The 19,209-nt window shown below is 45.3% G+C and carries 13 protein-coding genes, 2 tRNA genes, 3 rRNA genes and 1 riboswitch; of the genes, 16 read left to right on the plus strand and 2 right to left on the minus strand.

Features of this window, described 5'->3' with window-relative positions:
• Positions 1-45: 45 nt before the first annotated feature.
• Positions 46-144, plus strand: a riboswitch (TPP riboswitch).
• A 64-nt stretch (positions 145-208) separates the two neighbouring features.
• From thiS to ABDK00_RS05995, 16 genes are all read left to right on the plus strand, one after another.
• The gene (thiS, locus tag ABDK00_RS05920) at positions 209-415 is read left to right on the plus strand and encodes a sulfur carrier protein ThiS (RefSeq protein WP_346238960.1); all 207 of its coding nucleotides are present in this window, start codon (positions 209-211) and stop codon (positions 413-415) included.
• A 26-nt stretch (positions 416-441) separates the two neighbouring features.
• Complete coding sequence (gene thiC / locus ABDK00_RS05925) at positions 442-2,256, plus strand: phosphomethylpyrimidine synthase ThiC (RefSeq protein WP_346238961.1); 1,815 nt, start codon at positions 442-444, stop codon at positions 2,254-2,256.
• Entirely contained in the window at positions 2,253-2,858 is a 606-nt protein-coding gene (locus tag ABDK00_RS05930; protein ID WP_346238962.1) for a thiamine phosphate synthase, read from the plus strand. Before thiC ends, ABDK00_RS05930 begins: the two co-directional genes overlap by 4 nt.
• Entirely contained in the window at positions 2,815-3,552 is a 738-nt protein-coding gene (locus tag ABDK00_RS05935) for a hydroxymethylpyrimidine/phosphomethylpyrimidine kinase (protein ID WP_346238963.1), read from the plus strand. Before ABDK00_RS05930 ends, ABDK00_RS05935 begins: the two co-directional genes overlap by 44 nt.
• The gene (locus tag ABDK00_RS05940; RefSeq protein WP_346238964.1) at positions 3,542-4,180 is read left to right on the plus strand and encodes a thiamine phosphate synthase; all 639 of its coding nucleotides are present in this window, start codon (positions 3,542-3,544) and stop codon (positions 4,178-4,180) included. Before ABDK00_RS05935 ends, ABDK00_RS05940 begins: the two co-directional genes overlap by 11 nt.
• Positions 4,161-4,928, plus strand: a complete 768-nt coding sequence (locus tag ABDK00_RS05945; protein WP_346238965.1) for a thiazole synthase — start codon at positions 4,161-4,163, stop codon at positions 4,926-4,928. The genes ABDK00_RS05940 and ABDK00_RS05945 overlap by 20 nt, the downstream gene beginning before the upstream one ends.
• Before the next feature lie 51 nt (positions 4,929-4,979).
• Positions 4,980-6,092: a 2-iminoacetate synthase ThiH gene (gene thiH / locus ABDK00_RS05950; RefSeq protein WP_346238966.1), complete on the plus strand. Its 1,113-nt coding sequence runs from the start codon at positions 4,980-4,982 to the stop codon at positions 6,090-6,092.
• Positions 6,093-6,158: 66 nt separating this feature from the next.
• Positions 6,159-6,869, plus strand: coding sequence for a HesA/MoeB/ThiF family protein (locus ABDK00_RS05955; protein ID WP_346238967.1), 711 nt, complete (start codon positions 6,159-6,161; stop codon positions 6,867-6,869).
• A 671-nt stretch (positions 6,870-7,540) separates the two neighbouring features.
• Positions 7,541-9,066, plus strand: a 16S ribosomal RNA gene (locus ABDK00_RS05960).
• Between the two features lie 219 nt (positions 9,067-9,285).
• Positions 9,286-9,360, plus strand: a tRNA-Ile gene (locus tag ABDK00_RS05965).
• 80 nt (positions 9,361-9,440) lie between these two features.
• A tRNA-Ala gene (locus tag ABDK00_RS05970) sits at positions 9,441-9,514 on the plus strand.
• A 380-nt stretch (positions 9,515-9,894) separates the two neighbouring features.
• Positions 9,895-12,697: ribosomal RNA gene (locus tag ABDK00_RS05975) — 23S ribosomal RNA — on the plus strand.
• A 157-nt stretch (positions 12,698-12,854) separates the two neighbouring features.
• Positions 12,855-12,966 (plus strand): 5S ribosomal RNA (gene rrf / locus ABDK00_RS05980).
• The 16S, 23S and 5S rRNA genes sit together here with 2 tRNA genes alongside, the layout of an rRNA operon.
• Before the next feature lie 230 nt (positions 12,967-13,196).
• The gene (gene pth / locus ABDK00_RS05985) at positions 13,197-13,769 is read left to right on the plus strand and encodes an aminoacyl-tRNA hydrolase (protein WP_346239243.1); all 573 of its coding nucleotides are present in this window, start codon (positions 13,197-13,199) and stop codon (positions 13,767-13,769) included.
• A 27-nt stretch (positions 13,770-13,796) separates the two neighbouring features.
• Positions 13,797-14,408: a fumarylacetoacetate hydrolase family protein gene (locus ABDK00_RS05990; protein ID WP_346239244.1), complete on the plus strand. Its 612-nt coding sequence runs from the start codon at positions 13,797-13,799 to the stop codon at positions 14,406-14,408.
• A 71-nt stretch (positions 14,409-14,479) separates the two neighbouring features.
• On the plus strand, positions 14,480-14,962 hold the full coding sequence (locus ABDK00_RS05995) for a DUF4442 domain-containing protein (protein ID WP_346239245.1): 483 nt from the start codon (positions 14,480-14,482) through the stop codon (positions 14,960-14,962).
• Here the strand turns inward: ABDK00_RS05995 and ABDK00_RS06000 are convergent.
• Positions 14,943-17,168 (minus strand): DUF4954 family protein, encoded by a 2,226-nt coding sequence (locus ABDK00_RS06000; protein ID WP_346239246.1) that lies wholly within the window; start codon positions 17,166-17,168, stop codon positions 14,943-14,945. The two genes, ABDK00_RS05995 and ABDK00_RS06000, sit on opposite strands and share 20 nt — an antisense overlap.
• Positions 17,169-17,285: 117 nt before the next feature.
• On the minus strand, positions 17,286-19,124 hold the full coding sequence (gene glmS / locus ABDK00_RS06005; protein ID WP_346239247.1) for a glutamine--fructose-6-phosphate transaminase (isomerizing): 1,839 nt from the start codon (positions 19,122-19,124) through the stop codon (positions 17,286-17,288).
• Positions 19,125-19,209 lie beyond the last annotated feature (85 nt).

The raw sequence follows: 19,209 nt of genomic DNA on the forward strand, positions 1-19,209 counted from the left end.
TTGGCTTTATTGATTAGCCAAATTGATATTATTCCTTATCTTAGCGCTGAACTTTAGGGGTGTCTGCAAAGTTTGCAGGCTGAGATTTTACCCTTAGAACCTGATCTGGTTCATACCAGCGTAGGAAAAAGTACATGTCTTCTCTTCGTGCAATTCTGCACTATTGGTAGCCATCCCTAAAGTTTTATTGATATAAAATATTTTAAGGATGGAACTTATCATCAATCATAAGAAAAAAATATTGGAAGAGGCTCCCGCTTCGCTGGAAACACTAATGCAGTGGGAAGCCCCCGGCAAATCTAAAGGCGTCGCGGTGGCGCTTAATAATCAGGTCGTGCCCAAAACCGCCTGGGCCTCTACTCCGGTTAAGGCGCATGACGTCGTTCTCATCATTACCGCAACACAAGGCGGCTAATTGTTAACCCTCAAATCTTTTACTACGTGATTAAACAATTAATTACACAGGATGCCTTTCCCTCTTCAAAAAAAATATATGTACAAGGAACTTTGTTTCCCATCAAAGTAGCAATGCGCGAAATCACGCTCAGTTCAACAAAACTGAGTAACGGTTCCGTGGAAGAAAATGCGCCCGTAACGGTTTACGACACCTCCGGGCCCTATACGGATGCCGGCCAGTCTATTAACATTCGCGAGGGGTTGCCCAGGATCAGAGCTTCCTGGATTGTAGGCAGAAATGATGTAACAAAACTGCCTGGCATCACCTCAACATACGGCAAAAAAAGACAGGCAGATGCTTCGCTGGATGAGTTGCGATTTGAATATAGCCATAAGCCGATGATGGCGAAGGCAGGAAAAAATGTAACCCAACTACACTACGCGCGTCAAGGTATTATAACTGCAGAGATGGAATATGTAGCCATCAGGGAAAATCAAAAAATAGAACAATTGGCTGCTGTTTCCCCAGAGATGCAACATCAGCATCTGGGACAAAACTTTGGGGCAAATACGCCCCGGCGTACCATTACCCCGGCTTTTGTTCGCGATGAAATTGCGGCCGGTCGGGCTATTATTCCATGTAATATCAATCATCCTGAAGCCGAGCCAATGATCATAGGCCGCAATTTTTTAGTTAAGATCAACGCCAATATTGGTAATAGCGCTGTTACATCCAGTATAGAAGAAGAAGTGGAAAAGGCAGTTTGGGCCTGCCGTTGGGGAGCAGACACAATTATGGATCTGTCTACCGGTAAAAATATTCATGAAACAAGAGAGTGGATCATACGCAACACACCGGTGCCGGTGGGCACGGTTCCTATTTACCAGGCATTGGAAAAGGTAAAAGGTGTGGCTGAAAACCTAACCTGGGAGATTTTCAGGGATACGCTGATAGAGCAGGCAGAGCAGGGCGTGTCTTATTTTACAATTCACGCCGGTGTTCTATTGCGTTATATCCACCTGACTGCAAAAAGGGTAACCGGCATCGTTTCAAGGGGCGGCTCCATCATGGCAAAATGGTGCTTGTTTCATCATAAAGAAAATTTTCTTTACACGCATTTTGAGGAAATCTGTGAGATAATGAAACGTTATGATGTCTCCTTTTCATTAGGTGATGGTTTACGTCCTGGTTCAATTGCAGATGCCAACGATGCCGCCCAGTTCGCTGAGCTGGAAACGTTGGGAGCGCTTACGCGCCTGGCCTGGAAACATGATGTTCAGGTAATGGTGGAAGGCCCGGGTCATGTACCGATGCATTTGATTAAGGAAAATATGGACAAACAGTTGGCTGCTTGCAGCGAAGCGCCCTTTTACACCTTAGGTCCGCTCACAACAGATGTAGCGCCAGGCTACGACCATATAACATCAGCTATTGGAGCGGCTATGATTGGTTGGTATGGATGTGCCATGCTATGTTATGTGACACCCAAAGAACACCTGGGGCTGCCCAGTAAAAAGGATGTTAAAGATGGCGTTATCACATACAAACTGGCGGCTCATGCGGCCGATCTGGCAAAGGGGCACCCGGGCGCACAATATAGAGACAATGCGCTAAGCAAAGCCCGGTTTGAATTTAGATGGCAAGATCAGTTCAACTTATCGCTCGATCCCGATACGGCCCGGGACTTTCACGATGAAACGCTTCCGGCAGATGGAGCCAAAACAGCTCATTTCTGCTCCATGTGTGGTCCCAAGTTTTGTTCTATGAAAATTACTCAGGAAATCCGTGAGTCGGCAGAAGCAGGCATGGCAGACAAGTCCAGAGAGTTTGTCAGGCACGGTAAAGCGCTATATATATGATCATCGTGATTTCGTCTGACAAGGCTCCAAAGCAGGAACCTTCTTACATAAACAAGATGTTTGCAAATGGCCTCGACCTGTTCCATTTGCGTAAATACGAAATGGGTGATGTCGAATTAAAAATGTTTGTAGAAAAAATAGATCGGCCATATCGCGAGCGGTTGGTACTACATCATCAACATCATTTGGCGAAAGAGTGGGGAATAACCCGATTGCATTTCGGAGCAGATGCGCGAAACAGGGCGGCAGATCTGCCTTACAGGAGCGCGTTTCTGCTATCTACCTCCGTTCATTGCATTCGGGATTTCAATAGGCTTGAAGATCATTGGAGCTACGCATTCTTGTCGCCGGTATTTGCAAGCATTTCAAAACGAGGTTATGGGAAAAATAGCAATGTGTTCCATTCATTAATCGACCGCGAAAAATCTAATATTCAGTTGATAGGCTTGGGAGGCATTCATTGCGGCAACTGTGAAGAAGTGTTAAAAAAAGGGGTTGATGGAATCGCCCTCATGGGCGGTGTTTGGCAAAATCAGCATCCGTTAAATGCATTTATTGATGTTAAAAGAAAGACCGATCGTTTTAAGCATAGCCGGCTTTGACCCTTGTGGCGGAGCAGGCGTTTTGGCCGATATAAAAACTATAGAGCAGCACCAGGTGCAAGGAATGGCAATAATTACGGCACACACTATTCAAACCGAGCAGGAGGTGGCTGCTTTGGAATGGCAACCGCTTGATTTGATATTAACTAGCATTCGCATTTTAGCAGAAAAGTATCCCGTCTCCGTGGCAAAAATTGGGATTGTTTCGGGCTTTGATTTTTTGCATAAAATTGTTGACGCAATAAAGCAATTGAATGAGAATGCTTTTATTGTCTGGGATCCGATAATCAGCAGTTCCTCTGGAAGGCAATTCTTTGAAATGGATGATGTGACCTGTTGGAAAAAACTGGCTCCGCATATAGATTTGATTACTCCCAATTATCTGGAATATGAATTATTGAAAGCCTATGAAATTTGGAGCACCGCAAATGCTATTTTAATAAAGGGGGGGCACCGCGATCAATTGAAAGGGACGGATTTGTTGATACAAAACAAAAACCACATCGAAATATTTCCAACCGCCGAAAGTGTGCATGCAAAGCATGGGTCGGGCTGCGTGCTCTCGGCGGCCATCGCTTCTAATATTGCATTAGGATACGATTTGCCGGAAGCGTGCCGCCTGGGAAAAATATATGTAGAAAGATTTTTAAACAGTCACCCCTCTTTATTGGGGTATCATCACTATGTTAGCTAAACTTCAATATATATCACAGGGCAATACGTTTTCAGAGCAGGAATATAATGTCCGCAACGCGTTGGATCATGGTGCGGGCTGGGTACAGGTTCGATGGAAAAATGCACCCGTTTTTCAGCATACGGCTCTGGCAAGTGCAGTTAAAAAATGGTGTGAATCCTATCGTGCGGTATGTATTATCAACGACAGCGTGACTATTGCCAAGACAGTTGATGCAGACGGTGTCCACTTGGGATTGGCAGACGATTCCATATTGGAGGCAAGAGCCCAACTTGATCCGGGCAAGCTAATCGGGGGCACTGCGAACTCCTTCGCTGATGTAGTTCAGCGGATAGATGAGCGCTGCGACTATATCGGTCTTGGGCCTTTTAGATTCACCACAACGAAGGAGCATTTAAGTCCGTTGCTTGGTTTGGAGGGCTACCAACAAATAATTGAAGCGCTAAAAAAGGAGTTTAGAGCTGTGCCGCCCATTTACGCAATTGGGGGTATTGAAATTGAAGATATTGAATGCATCCGCTCCGCCGGCGTGCACGGCGTTGCCTTATCACGCTGTATCACGCAACAGCCCCAACTCATTTCATCCATCCATAAAATCTTACATAACAATGTTGCAAATTGGAGATAAAGTTTTTTCATCAAGGCTATTTCTTGGTACCGGGAAGTTTGGGAATTTGAAGGTCATGTGCGACGCCGTAAAGGCCTCTGGAACCGAACTGGCAACCCTGGCTTTAAAGCGAATCGATTTTGAAGCGAAGGAAGATAATTTACTAAACGAGTTGCTAATGCCCGGCGTGGGCCTTTTACCCAACACGTCGGGAGCTCGCAGCGCAAAAGAGGCCGTGCTTGCTGCCCAAATGGCCAGAGAAGCGCTCGATACCAACTGGATAAAACTTGAAATTCATCCGGATCCACGATATCTGATGCCCGACCCGGTCGAAACTTTTAAGGCTGCAGAAGCGCTTGCCAAAATGGGATTTATCGTGCTTCCGTATATCCATGCCGATCCTGTTTTGTGCAAAAGGCTGGAAGATGCAGGAAGCGCTGCGGTCATGCCTTTAGGTGCTCCGATTGGCAGCAATAAAGGACTTAAGACTCTTGATTTTTTGGAAATCATTATTGAACAAAGTAAAGTGCCCGTCATCATTGACGCGGGAATTGGTGCTCCGTCAGACGCCTGCCAGGCGATGGAACTTGGTGCTGATGCGGTTCTTGTTAATACCGCAATTGCGATAGCCGGCCATCCCGTTAAAATGGCCGAAGCATTTAAACACGCGGTTGTGGCCGGCCGAATAGCGTACGAAGCTGGGTTGGGGGCAGTGCAGACGAGGGCTGAAGGCACTAGTCCGCTCACCGCTTTTTTAATTGAAGACTAAAGCAGTTCCTGCTGCGCAACAGAATCAGCCATTTCGATATAACAATGTAACATGAATCACTTTAAGTACGTTTTCCGACAATACACCTGGGATCAGATGAAGCAACGGATTGAGGCGACAACACTGACCGACGTCCGGAACAGTATATCGCGGAAGAAAAAAACGATCGATGATTTCTGCAATTTAATTTCTCCTGTAGCCGCTGCTGAGTTAGAGTATATGGCACAAACGGCAAGAGCTATTACGCAAAAAAGGTTTGGAAAGACCGTGCAATTATTTGCTCCCATGTATCTGAGTAATGAGTGTCAGAATATTTGCACCTATTGCGGCTTTAGTTTGGGCAACAAAATAAGGAGGAAAACATTGAGCAGCATCGAAATAATGCAGGAGGCTGCTGCACTGAAAGCAATGGGTGTTGCGCACGTATTATTAGTAAGCGGGGAGGCAGACAAAATTGCCGGCATCGACTATTTCATGAATGCTGTTCAGTTATTAAGGCCTCATTTTGCCCATATTTCTATCGAAGTACAGCCGCTTTTGCGGCATGAATACAGCGTCTTGCAGCAGGCCGGCGTGCACGCGGTTTTGGTGTATCAGGAAACATATCATGAAAAGGTATATAGGCAGTATCACCCGAAGGGTAAAAAATCCAACTTCCAATTTCGATTAGATACGCCAGACCGGATAGGTAAGGCGGGCTTGCACAAAATGGGCCTCGGTGTTTTGTTAGGCCTCGAGGATTGGCGGGTGGATAGTTTTTTTAACGCGCTGCATATAGATTATTTACAAAAGACATACTGGCAAACCAAGTATTCTGTGTCTTTTCCGCGATTAAGGCCAGCTAAGGGTGTAGCAGGACCTAATTTTCTCATGCAGGATCGTGACTTGTTACAGTTGATTTGTGCGTACCGGATCTGGAACGAAGATTTAGACATTTCCATTTCCACTCGGGAAGCTGAAAAATTCAGAGATCACATCATACAATTGGGACCGACAAGTATGAGTGCTGGTTCTAAAACCAATCCCGGCGGCTACGCCGTCGCCGATGATTCGCTGGAACAATTTGAAGTTGGCGATCATCGGACGATGGAGGTATTTAAAACGGTTGTTAAAAATGCAGGATATAACGCAGTCATGAAGGATTGGGAAGGAGTTTACTCCTAAAGGCGGCCGGGTATTGGTTATTACGGGGTCAGCATTTTTAAGTATGGGACACATAAAATTTTTGAGATGGTATCAGAGGTGTTATTCGATCGCTACAGCCGGCAAATATTTATAGATGAAATTGGTATCGCTGGTCAGCGAAAAATTGCATCCGCGAAAATTTTGGTGATCGGGGCGGGCGGGTTGGGGTGTCCGGTCATACAATATCTAGCGGCTGCAGGCGTGGGTACGATGGGCGTAGCCGATTTCGACAAAGTAGAATTGCATAACCTGAACCGGCAAATCATTCATAAAGAGCAGGCAATCGGTTTTCCAAAAGTGAAAAGTGTGCAGCAGGAAGTCGGACAGCTAAATAGCCGCGTAAACCTAATTCCCATTGAAGACAAGGTGAGGGTTGACAATGTTACGAAACTCATATCAGGTTATGATATCATTATCGACGGTTCCGACAATTTTGACACGCGGTATCTTGTAAATGATGCCTGCGTCGAATTAAGAAAGCCTTTGGTCTACGGAAGTGTTTTGGCATTTGAGGGACAGCTCGCTGTTTTTAATTATAAGGGGAGCAAGCATTTGAGGCATATTTTTCCTGAAATGCCCGGCGCTGAAGAGACACTTACCTGCGATGGCAAAGGCGTACTGGGCCCGTTGCCGGGGATAGTGGGCGCCATGATGGCTATGCAGGCGTTAAAAATATTGGTAGGCCTGCCTGTGGATGTGAATCAACTCACCGTTATTGACACGTTTCATTGGCACTTTTCGGTAGTTACATTTTAGTGAATCCGCAGCGATTTTGATTTTTTTCAAATAAAAGGGGTGAATAAATTTTGTGGTGTAGAATATAGTTCTATATTTGCAGCCCGTTAGCGCGAAGCGGTTGCGGGAAGTTCTTTAAAAGGGGTTGATTTTGGGGGTTTTTAGGAATGGATAATGCGTGTTGGTAGTGAGTGTTTTGGGGTATTGATGAGAGGTGTGGCTATCAAAAAAAACTTTCTTATTTAGTTGAGTTTTTTGAAAGAAAGTGCTTATCTTTGCCGTCCGTTTTTAAGCAGGAGGCGGTTAGTTCTTAGAAAGCAGTTTGGGGTTAGATTTTTTCAAAAAAACTTTGAAAAAAATTTGGCAGAATGAGAAAAGAGTTTACCTTTGCAATCCCAATCGAAAAACGGCGGTTATCTGGTCGTTTCAGTTCTTAAAAAAGTTACAAAAAATGATATGGCGTGAGAGGCGCTGAAGTGGTTCAAACCCGCTGATGTCATCAGGATTCGGGGTGAGTGTTTATGCTCGCTGTAAACCGGAGCAGATCTTTGAAATTTTGGAAGCAATAGCACAATTTGATCTAATTAATTTTAGACACGAAGGTAAGTCAGAAAGCAAATAACATTTGGATTTTTGACACGTTAATTTTTCTCTTTAGAGTAAATTTTACAAGTCAGTAATCAAACTCATTTACAACGGAGAGTTTGATCCTGGCTCAGGATGAACGCTAGCGGCAGGCTTAATACATGCAAGTCGAGGGGTAGAAGAGAGCTTGCTCTCTTTGAGACCGGCAAACGGGTGCGGAACACGTACACAACCTTCCTTTTAGTGGGGGATAGCCCAGGGAAACTTGGATTAATACCCCGTAACATGTTGGTAAGGCATCTTACTAATATTATAGTGGCGACACGCTAGAAGACGGGTGTGCGTATGATTAGGTAGTTGGCGGGGTAATGGCCCACCAAGCCTACGATCATTAACTGGTGTGAGAGCACGACCAGTCACACGGGCACTGAGACACGGGCCCGACTCCTACGGGAGGCAGCAGTAAGGAATATTGGTCAATGGAGGAAACTCTGAACCAGCCATGCCGCGTGGAGGATGAAGGTCCTCTGGATTGTAAACTTCTTTTATATGGGACGAAAAAAGGGTTTTCTAACTCGACTGACGGTACCATATGAATAAGCACCGGCTAACTCCGTGCCAGCAGCCGCGGTAATACGGAGGGTGCAAGCGTTATCCGGATTCACTGGGTTTAAAGGGAGCGTAGGTGGGTTGCCAAGTCCGTGGTGAAATCTCCGAGCTTAACTCGGAAACTGCCGTGGATACTGGTAGTCTTGAATATTGTGGAGGTTAGCGGAATATGTCATGTAGCGGTGAAATGCTTAGATATGACATAGAACACCAATTGCGAAGGCAGCTGGCTACACATATATTGACACTGAGGCTCGAAAGCGTGGGGATCAAACAGGATTAGATACCCTGGTAGTCCACGCCCTAAACTATGGATACTCGACATACGCGATACACTGTGTGTGTCTGAGCGAAAGCATTAAGTATCCCACCTGGGAAGTACGACCGCAAGGTTGAAACTCAAAGGAATTGGCGGGGGTCCGCACAAGCGGTGGAGCATGTGGTTTAATTCGATGATACGCGAGGAACCTTACCTGGGCTAGAATGCGAGTGCCGAACCATGAAAGTGGTTTTTCTAGCAATAGACACAAAGCAAGGTGCTGCATGGCTGTCGTCAGCTCGTGCCGTGAGGTGTTGGGTTAAGTCCCGCAACGAGCGCAACCCCCATCACTAGTTGCCATCAGGTAACGCTGGGAACTCTAGTGAAACTGCCGTCGTAAGACGTGAGGAAGGAGGGGATGATGTCAAGTCATCATGGCCTTTATGCCCAGGGCTACACACGTGCTACAATGGGAAGGACAAAGAGTCGCGACATAGCGATATGAAGCTAATCTCAAAAACCTTCTCTCAGTTCAGATCGTAGTCTGCAACTCGACTACGTGAAGCTGGAATCGCTAGTAATCGTATATCAGCAATGATACGGTGAATACGTTCCCGGACCTTGCACACACCGCCCGTCAAGCCATGAAAGCCGGGTGTACCTAAAGTCGGTAACCGTAAGGAGCTGCCTAGGGTAAAACTGGTAATTGGGGCTAAGTCGTAACAAGGTAGCCGTATCGGAAGGTGCGGCTGGAATACCTCCTTTTTAGAGCACACGACTTACTGGTGCTGTTGTTTCCTTAATTTTAAATTTTTTGGATGGTAGGTAATGGATCATGCATAATAGCCATTAACCAAAAATCAAACAAGTTCTTTACATAAGACCTGATGGCCAATAGGAGTACGGCAATCTAAAAGCCAGTGAAGATAACAACATTGGTACATTAGATGATATTACCTTCTCCCCTTTGGGGCTGGGGGCTATAGATCCGTAGCTCAGCCTGGTTAGAGCACTACACTGATAATGTAGGGGTCACCAGTTCAAATCTGGTCGGGTCTACTTGAAAACAAGTTGATGGTTGATGGTTCATAGTTGGCAGTTTAACTATCAACTAACATCTGACACCTAACAACTCAAATGGGGGGTTAGCTCAGTTGGCTAGAGCATCTGCCTTGCACGCAGAGGGTCATCGGTTCGACTCCGATATCCTCCACTTAAAAAGATCGCCAAAGGGCGGCAAGCGCTAAGTCTGGGGCGTAAAGCTGGAAGGCTTCAAGCAAAAAAGTTCTTTAAATATTTTTGATGAGACATAAAAGGTCTAAAGGTTCGTAACCTAATCATCAGCAGTTGTCTTTATTCCCTTTGGGGGTAGGGGCCAAGTTCTTTGACATATTGGAAAAAATACTGTTAGGAGAGTACCTAACAAGTTTATCGATCATAATTGTATAAATATCACCAATATTTTGGTTGGTCTGAAGCAATGTGGTCGGGTAACAACTACAACAAACTAAAAATAAAGTCCAGATAATATTATCGATTATCTGGCCTCATATTAATTAAGTTTTATAAACCTGCCGTAGGTAGGTAAACTTTTTTAAAGCAATTAAGGGCGTATGGTGGATGCCTTGGGTCTGAGAGGCGATGAAGGACGTGGTAAGCTGCGAAAAGCCGGGGGGAACTGCACACGAGTATTATATCCCCGGATCTCCGAATGGGACAACCTGGTACGTTGAAGACGTATCACCCGCCAACCGGCGGGAGCCAACCCGCTGAACTGAAACATCTAAGTAGGCGGAGGAAAAGAAAATAAGTCAATGATTCCCTAAGTAGTGGCGAGCGAACGGGGAAGAGCCTAAACCACAGCGGCGTGCTGCTGTGGGGTTGTAGGACCGCATTTAGAAAGCATCATCAAGCTGAATTTTTTGGAAAATTAAGCCATAGAGCGTGAAAGCCGTGTAAGCGTAAATTGATGTGGACGAGCGGTATCCTGAGTAGGGCGGGACCGGAGGAATCCTGCTTGAATCTGCCAGCACCATCTGGTAAGGCTAAATACTCCTCAGACACCGATAGTGAACCAGTACCGTAAGGGAAAGGTGAAAAGCACCCTAAATAAGGGAGTGAAATAGTACCTGAAACCGTACGCCTACAAGCGGTCGGAGCCCCATTGGGGTGACGGCGTGCCTTTTGCATAATGAGCCTACGAGTTACTCCTCACTGGCGAGGTTAAGTTAAAAAAAACGGAGCCGTAGCGAAAGCGAGTCCGAACAGGGCGCTTAGTCAGTGGGGGTAGACGCGAAACTTTGTGATCTATCCATGGGCAGGTTGAAGGTTAGGTAAAACTAACTGGAGGACCGAACCCGTTGACGTTGAAAAGTCTTGGGATGACCTGTGGATAGGGGTGAAAGGCCAATCAAACTGAGAGATAGCTCGTTCTCCCCGAAATGTTTTTAGGAACAGCCTCGGTTTATAAAGTCTGTTAGAGGTAGAGCTACTGATTGGGCTAGGGGGCTTCACCGCCTACCAAACCCTGACAAACTCCGAATGCTAACAGATGTTTACCGGGAGTGAGGCTGTGGGCGCTAAGGTCCATGGCCGAGAGGGAAATAACCCAGAATAGCAGCTAAGGTCCCCAATGCATAGTTAAGTTAATCAAACGATGTAGAGCTTCTATAACAGCCAGGATGTTTGCTTGGAAGCAGCAATTCATTTAAAGAGTGCGTAACAGCTCACTGGTCGAGAGGCTCTGCGCGGAAAATAATCGGGTATTAAACTATGAACCGAAGCTCTATGATTGCCACTAGGTGGTATATCGGTAGGGGAGCATTCTAACGGCATCGAAGGTGTACGGCGACGTATGCTGGAGCTGTTAGAAAAGAAAATGTAGGCATAAGTAACGATAAAATAGGTGAAAAACCTATTCGCCGAAAGTCTAAGGGTTCCTGATCAACGTTAATCGGATCAGGGTTAGCCCGGTCCTTAGTCAAACCCGAAGGGGGTAGACGATGGAAAGCAGGTTAATATTCCTGCGCCTGCTATGCATTAAAAGTGACGGAGTATGCTAGGTAAATAAGCTGACGGATTAGCTGAGTGGATCCTTCGGGTGAAGCGTATTACTGAAAGTACTTCCAAGAAAAGCGAGCATAGCAGCCGGTACCGCAAACCGACACAGGTAGACGGGATGAGTATTCTAAGGCGCTCGGGTGAGCCGTGGAGAAGGAACTAGGCAAATTGACGCTGTAACTTCGGGATAAAGCGTACCATCTTCGGGTGGTCTCAGTAAAATGGTTCAACCAACTGTTTAACAAAAACATAGGGCCCTGCAAAATCGAAAGATGACGTATAGAGCCTGATACCTGCCCGGTGCTGGAAGGTTAAGGAAGGGTGTTCGCAGCAATGCAAAGCTCCTGACTGAAGCCCCAGTAAACGGCGGCCGTAACTATAACGGTCCTAAGGTAGCGAAATTCCTTGTCGGGTAAGTTCCGACCTGCACGAATGGTCTAATGAGTTGAACGCTGTCTCCTCCACGAGCCCGGTGAAATTGTAGTATCGGTGAAGATGCCGGTTACCCGCCACGGGACGGAAAGACCCCGTGAACCTTCACTACAACTTTGCATTGATTTTGAATTACGGATGTGTAGAATAGTTGGGACGCTATGAAGCGGTGGCGCCAGCCATTGTGGAGCGGTCGTTGAAATACCAACCTTCTTTGATTTAGAATCTAATGGCTAACGCCACACAGTGCATGGTGGGTAGTTTGACTGGGGTGGTCGCCTCCTAAAGAGTAACGGAGGCTTGCAAAGGTTCCCTCAGTACGGTTGGTAATCGTACGTAGAGCGCATTAGTAAAAGGGAGCTTGACTGTGAGGCAAACAGGCCGAGCAGGGACGAAAGTCGGCTAAAGTGATCCGGCGGTTCTGTATGGAAGGGCCGTCGCTCAAAGGATAAAAGGTACTCCGGGGATAACAGGCTGATCTCCCCCAAGAGCTCATATCGACGGGGAGGTTTGGCACCTCGATGTCGGTTCGTCACATCCTGGGGCTGGAGAAGGTCCCAAGGGTTCGGCTGTTCGCCGATTAAAGTGGCACGTGAACTGGGTTCAGAACGTCGCAAGACAGTTCGGTCCCTATCTGTGGTGGGCGTTAGTAAATTGCGAGAACATGACCTTAGTACGAGAGGACCGGGTCGTACGTACCGCTGGTGTATCAGTTGTGCCGCCAGGTGCAGTGCTGAGTAGCTAAGTACGGACAGGATAAACGCTGAAAGCATCTAAGCGTGAAACCTATCTCAAGATGAGTTTACTTTTAAGGGCCGTAAGAGACTATTACGTTGATAGGCTACAGGTGTAAAGGTGGTAACATCAAAGCCGAGTAGTACTAATTGCCCGTACGCTTTAATTTTATTAAAGCCTCGCCTAACCCCTCTGAAGGAGGGGAATAGGAAAGGCTAAAATGTTAGGTACTCTTCTAATTTTTATTATTTTTTCCAATATGTCACCTTATTGGGTCCGTTTTTAAGCCCTCCTTGTTGGAGGATTTGTAGGGGCCCTAACCTTTTTATGGTGGTTATACCAAGGGTGTTCACCTCTTCCCATACCGAACAGAGAAGTTAAGCCCCTTAAGGCCGATGGTACTGCACCACAATGCGGGAGAGTAGGTAGCTGCCATTCTTTTTAACAGCGCCCTTCAGTAAGCTACTGAAGGGCGCTTTTTTGTGTGATATATGAGCACCCTCTTTCGCCCCCAAACAGCAATATTAGCCAGAGTGTTGTACAAAACATCTAAATAGAAGGACGAATGCGTGAGACGTACGCTAGTTCTAAATCTTTATTGATATTATTTTATCTATTCGATTGTAAGTTGTTACTTTACAGTGAATTCCTAATTTCGATGGTGTAACATGAAATTTTTAATTGTAGGGCTGGGAAATGTCGGGGCCGAATACGCACACACAAGACATAATATCGGTTTTGACGTCGTAGCCGCATTTGTTAAAAAGCATAATGGTGATTTCCGGCAGGACCGGCTGGCTTACACGGCCGAAATAAAATGGAAGAGCAGGGTGTTTGTTTGTGTCTGCCCCACCACCTTCATGAACCTGAGTGGGAAGGCTTTCCATTACTGGATGTCGAAAGAGCGTTTAGCGCTCGAACAAACTTTGACCATTTTAGATGATCTTGCCTTGCCGATCAGTAAGATACGCATGCGCGGCAGTGGCAGCGATGGCGGGCACAACGGCCTGAGAAGTATTCAGGAGACTATCAATTCCGTAGCCTATCCCAAACTTCGTTTTGGCATTGGAAGCAATTTTCCGAAAGGCATGCAGTCCGATTTTGTATTGGGCAAATGGACCAAACAAGAAGAACAGGTCGTCAAAGCAAAAATCGACAAATCCGTAGAAGCGATTGAGCTGTTTGCTACGCAAGGATTAAATGCCGCAATGAACGCTGTGAATAATCTCGTATTTGAGTAAGTTGATAAATCGCAGAAAACTTTTGACATGAAAATTTTTTGTATTGGGAGAAATTATGTGGCGCACGCCAAAGAACTTGGAAACGAAGTTCCGGAAGAGCCAGTGATTTTTTTGAAACCGAAAACAGCGCTATTAAAACCTCATCTTCCCTTCTATTATCCCGAGTTTACTAACGAATTACACTACGAATGCGAACTGGTACTTCGTATCTGTAAAAATGGCCGGTACATTAATAAGAGATATGCGCATCAATATTTTGACGCTATCACGCTGGGCATCGATTTTACCGCCCGTGACATTCAAAACGACCTGAAGAGAAAGGGCTTGCCCTGGGAAAAGGCAAAAGCCTGGGACAATTCCGCCGTGTTGGGAAAATGGAAATCTCTTGACGAGTTTTCAGATCTGAAAAATATTAAATTCGGATTTTATAAGAACAACGACCTGGTTCAACAAGGAAATTCAAACTTGATGATCTACAGTTTCAATGCACTTATTGCAAATATTTCCAAATACTTCTCTTTAAATATTGGCGACGTCATCTTCACCGGAACTCCCTCGGGGGTTGGCGAGGCGCTGCCGGGGGATGAACTCGAAGGAATTCTGGAAGATGAAATTGTTCTAAACCTTGCCGTAGAATAGCCATTTAAAAGTAGTACCTCTTTTTAGTGTGCTTTAATCCATAACTTTATAAAGCATCAACGCTTGTAATAATGGATACAAAAGCACAATTTATCAACCTTGCTAACTCGCCAAAATTTAATTTTTTCCTGCTTAGGAAATTACCTGCAGCTTATTTCTGTGGCGTTCGGATCAAAAGCCTTTCTGAAGCGTCTTGTAGCGTATCGGTTCCGTTCAAATGGTTCAGTCAAAACCCCTTCGGCTCGACCTATTTTGCATGCCTGGCCATGGCTGCCGAATTAAGCACAGGAGCCCTGGCGATGGCCAATGTATATAAAAGAAAACCAGGCGTCTCAATGCTTGTATTGAAAATGGAAGCGGAATACTTTAAAAAGGCAAAAGGTAAAACGATTTTTACCTGTTCGGATGGAGCGGCTTTCGACCGGGTGATAGACGAAGCTATTGAAACCCGCGAGCCGCGCGAGCTGACGGCATTTTCCGAAGGAAGAAATGAAAGCGGCGAATTGGTAGCCACCTTAAAAATTTCCTGGACTTTCAGAGTTCGGACGACGTAAAAGAAGAGTTAAATGCCTGTAGCAACTGGTGCATTTCTTGCCTGAAAATATGTAACTCCTCGTTTTGTTGAATGATAAAAGCATTGTCTTCAAATGCACCCAAAACATTTTCCAGTTCCTCTTTTGACTCGTACATCATATTTTTGAAACTGTTTTTGTAATCTTTTTCTTTCGACAGTTTTACATTTTTGGTGATCCACTCTTTGGTTTCGAGCGTTTGTTTAAAAAAAGATTCCAAATAAGGCAGGTCAATGTCTGCCGGTTGTAGGCCCGTCAGTTGCAGCAGCAGACCAAATGCATGACGCGTTCTTTGTTCATCATACTTTTGCGCGGTTTGTAAATAGAATTGGTGTACTTCTTCCCAGCCTGAGATTTGCCGGTTTTTTATTTGTTGGATTAAACCATCAAGATCATCGCGCGAGATAAGTTGTCCGCCTACGTTGATCCATTCATTGTTAATCGTCGTAGTTTCATTTTGAGTGGCAAATTGTTCCAGGCTGAAAGTTCCTTTTTCAAGGCAATAGTTTTTTAAATTAGACCCAATATAAAACAACAGCATTCTTTTGTAGGCATTATAACTTTCCTGAACCTTGATGATATGAACAGGCCTTTTCGAGTTTTCGATGCCGCTCCCCATTACCCGCAATTTTCCCACAATTGGCGACTCATGTTCCAAAAGCGATCGTCCTTTGAGCGCGTAATCCGCATCGCTGCCAATCATTTTGTGTTCCTTATAAAAAGCTTTTCCCGTGAATCTTTCTAAAATATGCAGGGCACGGTATATTTCGTTAGCTGTATCGGGCGCCAGGCAGCTAAACTCGAGATGTTGGCGTTTGTCAATTCTTTTATCCCGGTCAGCAAATTTTCTTTCATTCCGCTGAATGGCATACATATTATACATAAACCAATACGCCGGCATGATAACAAGTTTATTGTGCTGCTCATCGTTACTGATCAGCGAAAAAGGAAAAGGAATATCCAGCTCCGCAGGGTAGTTGCCCTTGGCAATCATTGTAAACGAAGCAAACCGCGAGTTGTGCTTTAAGCTCACACAAAGGCCCGGCCAAAACCCGCGCCCCGCTTGTATTTCGCCATCAGCGCCGCGAGAGTTGTGATTGGATCCGATAGTGGCGCCGGCTGCCATATTGCTTTGACCCATCAAAAGCGCTGCGCACAAAAAGGAGTTGTTATGATGTTGTTCGTGAGCAGGGAATATCAAAGAGTTGAGCACCTCGCAACAGGAAACTGTGGCGTTTTCACCGAGATAGGAATTGATCAGTCTGGCGCCATATTTCAATTGGGAAAAAGGAGAGAGTATAAAGCGAACTGCTTTCACGCCATAAAAAGCGCGGCTGCCCACGCCCATAATTCCGTTTACCATTTCGCAACCTTCTCCAATTTGAGTGCTGGCTTTTTCGTTAGAATTGATGGTCAGGTTTTTTAACTTGCTGGCGCCTTTAATATAAGCATCCGAACCAATTTTTACATCTTTCAGGATATGCGTGTTTTTAATCACCGTACGCTTTCCAACGGTTCCGTAATAGCCACGCAAAGTGTCAAATTGTTGTTCGGTAAATTGCTGGAAGGCCTGCATTAACTCCTGATCGCCTCTGTATTTTGTCCAAAGCCAGGCGTCGCCGGAAAGCATTCCTTCAAACGGCAACACTTTTCGCCCGCCATTTTCATTACAGAGTTCCAGCCAGATGCGCACGCTTTCACGTTCTCCTTCTTTAATAATGCCATTGCCAAATTTTGCGTGAGAAGTGCAGCTCATTTCATTTACGTTGGCAATAATAACATCGCTTTCAATAATGTAATGCGCCAGGAATTTTACATTGGAAATGGAAACATTGTCTCCGATATCGCAGCTTACAATCTGGCTGTGATAAAGACCTACAGGGAACTTCACTTCACTGAACTCTAAAAAATATTGCTCCAGTTTTCCAATACGCACCAGCCCGAAAAAGGTACATTCTTCTATCAGATGGATATCAATGCCATCACGCACTAATACATCGTCCCAATTTGAAGAGCGGTTTCTATTGGACTGGAGGATGGTGATTTCCTGTTTGGTGAGCTTTCGATAATCTGATGCCGGGTTCTGTTGAAACCGGAGATAATATTCATCTTTACCTTCCGGTAAATATTCGCGGGGAATAAAATTATATCCCAGCTGATCGGCTTTGTGTTTTTTTATTTGGTTCATTTGGTTTGGAAAAGGTTAAAAAATCCAGTGTTGCCAAAAAGCAATGGAACTCACCACGTTTTTTATGAAAGTAAAAAGATGGCTGAATTGGATCCCGCGTCAACGGTCTGCTTTCAGTTATTCCACTGTTACGCTTTTGGCGAGGTTGCGCGGCATATCTACATTACAATCCCTGGCGATGCCTATATAATATGAGAGTAATTGCAAGGGAATGACATTGATCAGCGGCGCAATGACTTCATCTGTTTCAGGCACAATCATCACGTCGTCGCAAATGGCGCGGGATGTTTCGTCGCCTTCCGTAATCACCGCCAAAAGTTTGCCTTTTCTGGCTTTGATTTCCTGCATATTGCTGACGATCTTTTCATGATATATATCGCGCGTGGCAACAAAAACGACAGGAAGGTGCTCGTCCACCAGCGCAATGGGGCCATGTTTCATTTCAGCAGCCGGATAGCCTTCAGCATGGATATATGAAATTTCTTTTAGTTTTAACGCTCCTTCCAGCGCAATGGCAAAATTGTAACCACGGCCGAGATATAAAAAGTCGTTGGCGTCTTTATATTTTTCAGCGATTGATTTAATGTGCTCGTGATGGTTGAGTACCCAGGCTGCTTTTTCGGGTACTGCGTCCAATTCATTTAATAACTGCCGGTATCTTTCGTTGGATAACGTGCCTTTCATATAACCCACTTTCAGCGCGATCATCATCAACACGGTTAACTGTGCCGTGAAAGCTTTAGTCGAAGCTACACCGATCTCGGGGCCCGCATGCGTGTAAGCGCCGGCGTGGGAAGCGCGAGAAATAGAAGAACCTACAACATTTACAACGCCGAGAATAATGGCGCCTTTTTCCTTTGCACTTTCAATAGCCACCAATGTGTCGGCTGTTTCGCCACTTTGGCTGATGGCAATAATCACATCACCCTTATTAATCACCGGGTTGCGATAGCGAAATTCAGAAGCGTATTCCACCTCCACGTTGATACGGCAAAGTTCTTCTATTACATATTCGGCAACCAAACCCGCATGCCAGCTGGTGCCGCAGGCAATAACGATAATGCGGTTGGCATTGATGATTTGTTCGGCATATTGTTGAATACCTGCCATTGTGATCGTTCCGGCTGCTGCATCCAGGCGGCCTCTCAGGCAATCATAAATGGTGGTCGGTTGTTCGAAGATTTCCTTTAGCATGAAATGATCGTAACCGCCTTTTTCAATGGCTGCTAATTCAAGGTCAAGTTTTTGAATATAGGGCGTGATTTTTTCGTTGCCAAGATTTTTTAAGATTAGTTCATCCGGCTTAATGATCGCCAGTTCGTAGTCATTTACATATACCACTTCTTTCGTGTATTCTAACATTGGGGATGCGTCAGATCCTAAAAAATGTTCGCCTTTACCCACGCCGATCACCAATGGGCTTCCTTTACGCGCGGCAATGATGGTTTCGGGATGATCTGCTTCTATCAATAAAATAACATAAGCTCCGGTCACCCGTTTCAACGCTATGCGGATAGCCTCCTCGAGCGAACAGTCGTTGTTGGTTTTGATTTCTTCTATAAAATTGAGCAATACTTCGGTATCCGTATCGCTTTTAAAATGATATCCTTTTTTGGTAAGTTCCGATTTTAGCTGCGCATAGTTTTCGATAATGCCATTATGTATCATCGCAATTTTGCCGCTGTTAGAATAATGAGGATGGGCATTGCGATCGCTGGGTTCGCCGTGGGTAGCCCAGCGGGTGTGCCCGATGCCGGCGGTGCTGCTTACATTGCTCGTTCCAATGCTGTCTTCCAAATCGGCAACCTTGCCTTTTTTCTTATAAATAGTAACTTTATCCTGCTGTTGAAGAGCCACACCTGCGCTGTCGTAGCCTCTGTATTCCAATCTTTTGAGTCCTTTGATGATGATGGGGTAAGCCTGTCTTGATCCTGTGTAACCAACAATTCCGCACATAATTTTATGTTTTATCGAACGCGAAAATAAGGTTTTTCAATTGCTGCGCAACCGTTTGCGCAAATTGTTATTTGTATCTGATTTA

Origin of the sequence: Niabella insulisoli (assembly GCF_039652435.2) — a bacterium.
Classification (GTDB): Bacteria; Bacteroidota; Bacteroidia; order Chitinophagales; family Chitinophagaceae; genus Niabella; species Niabella insulamsoli.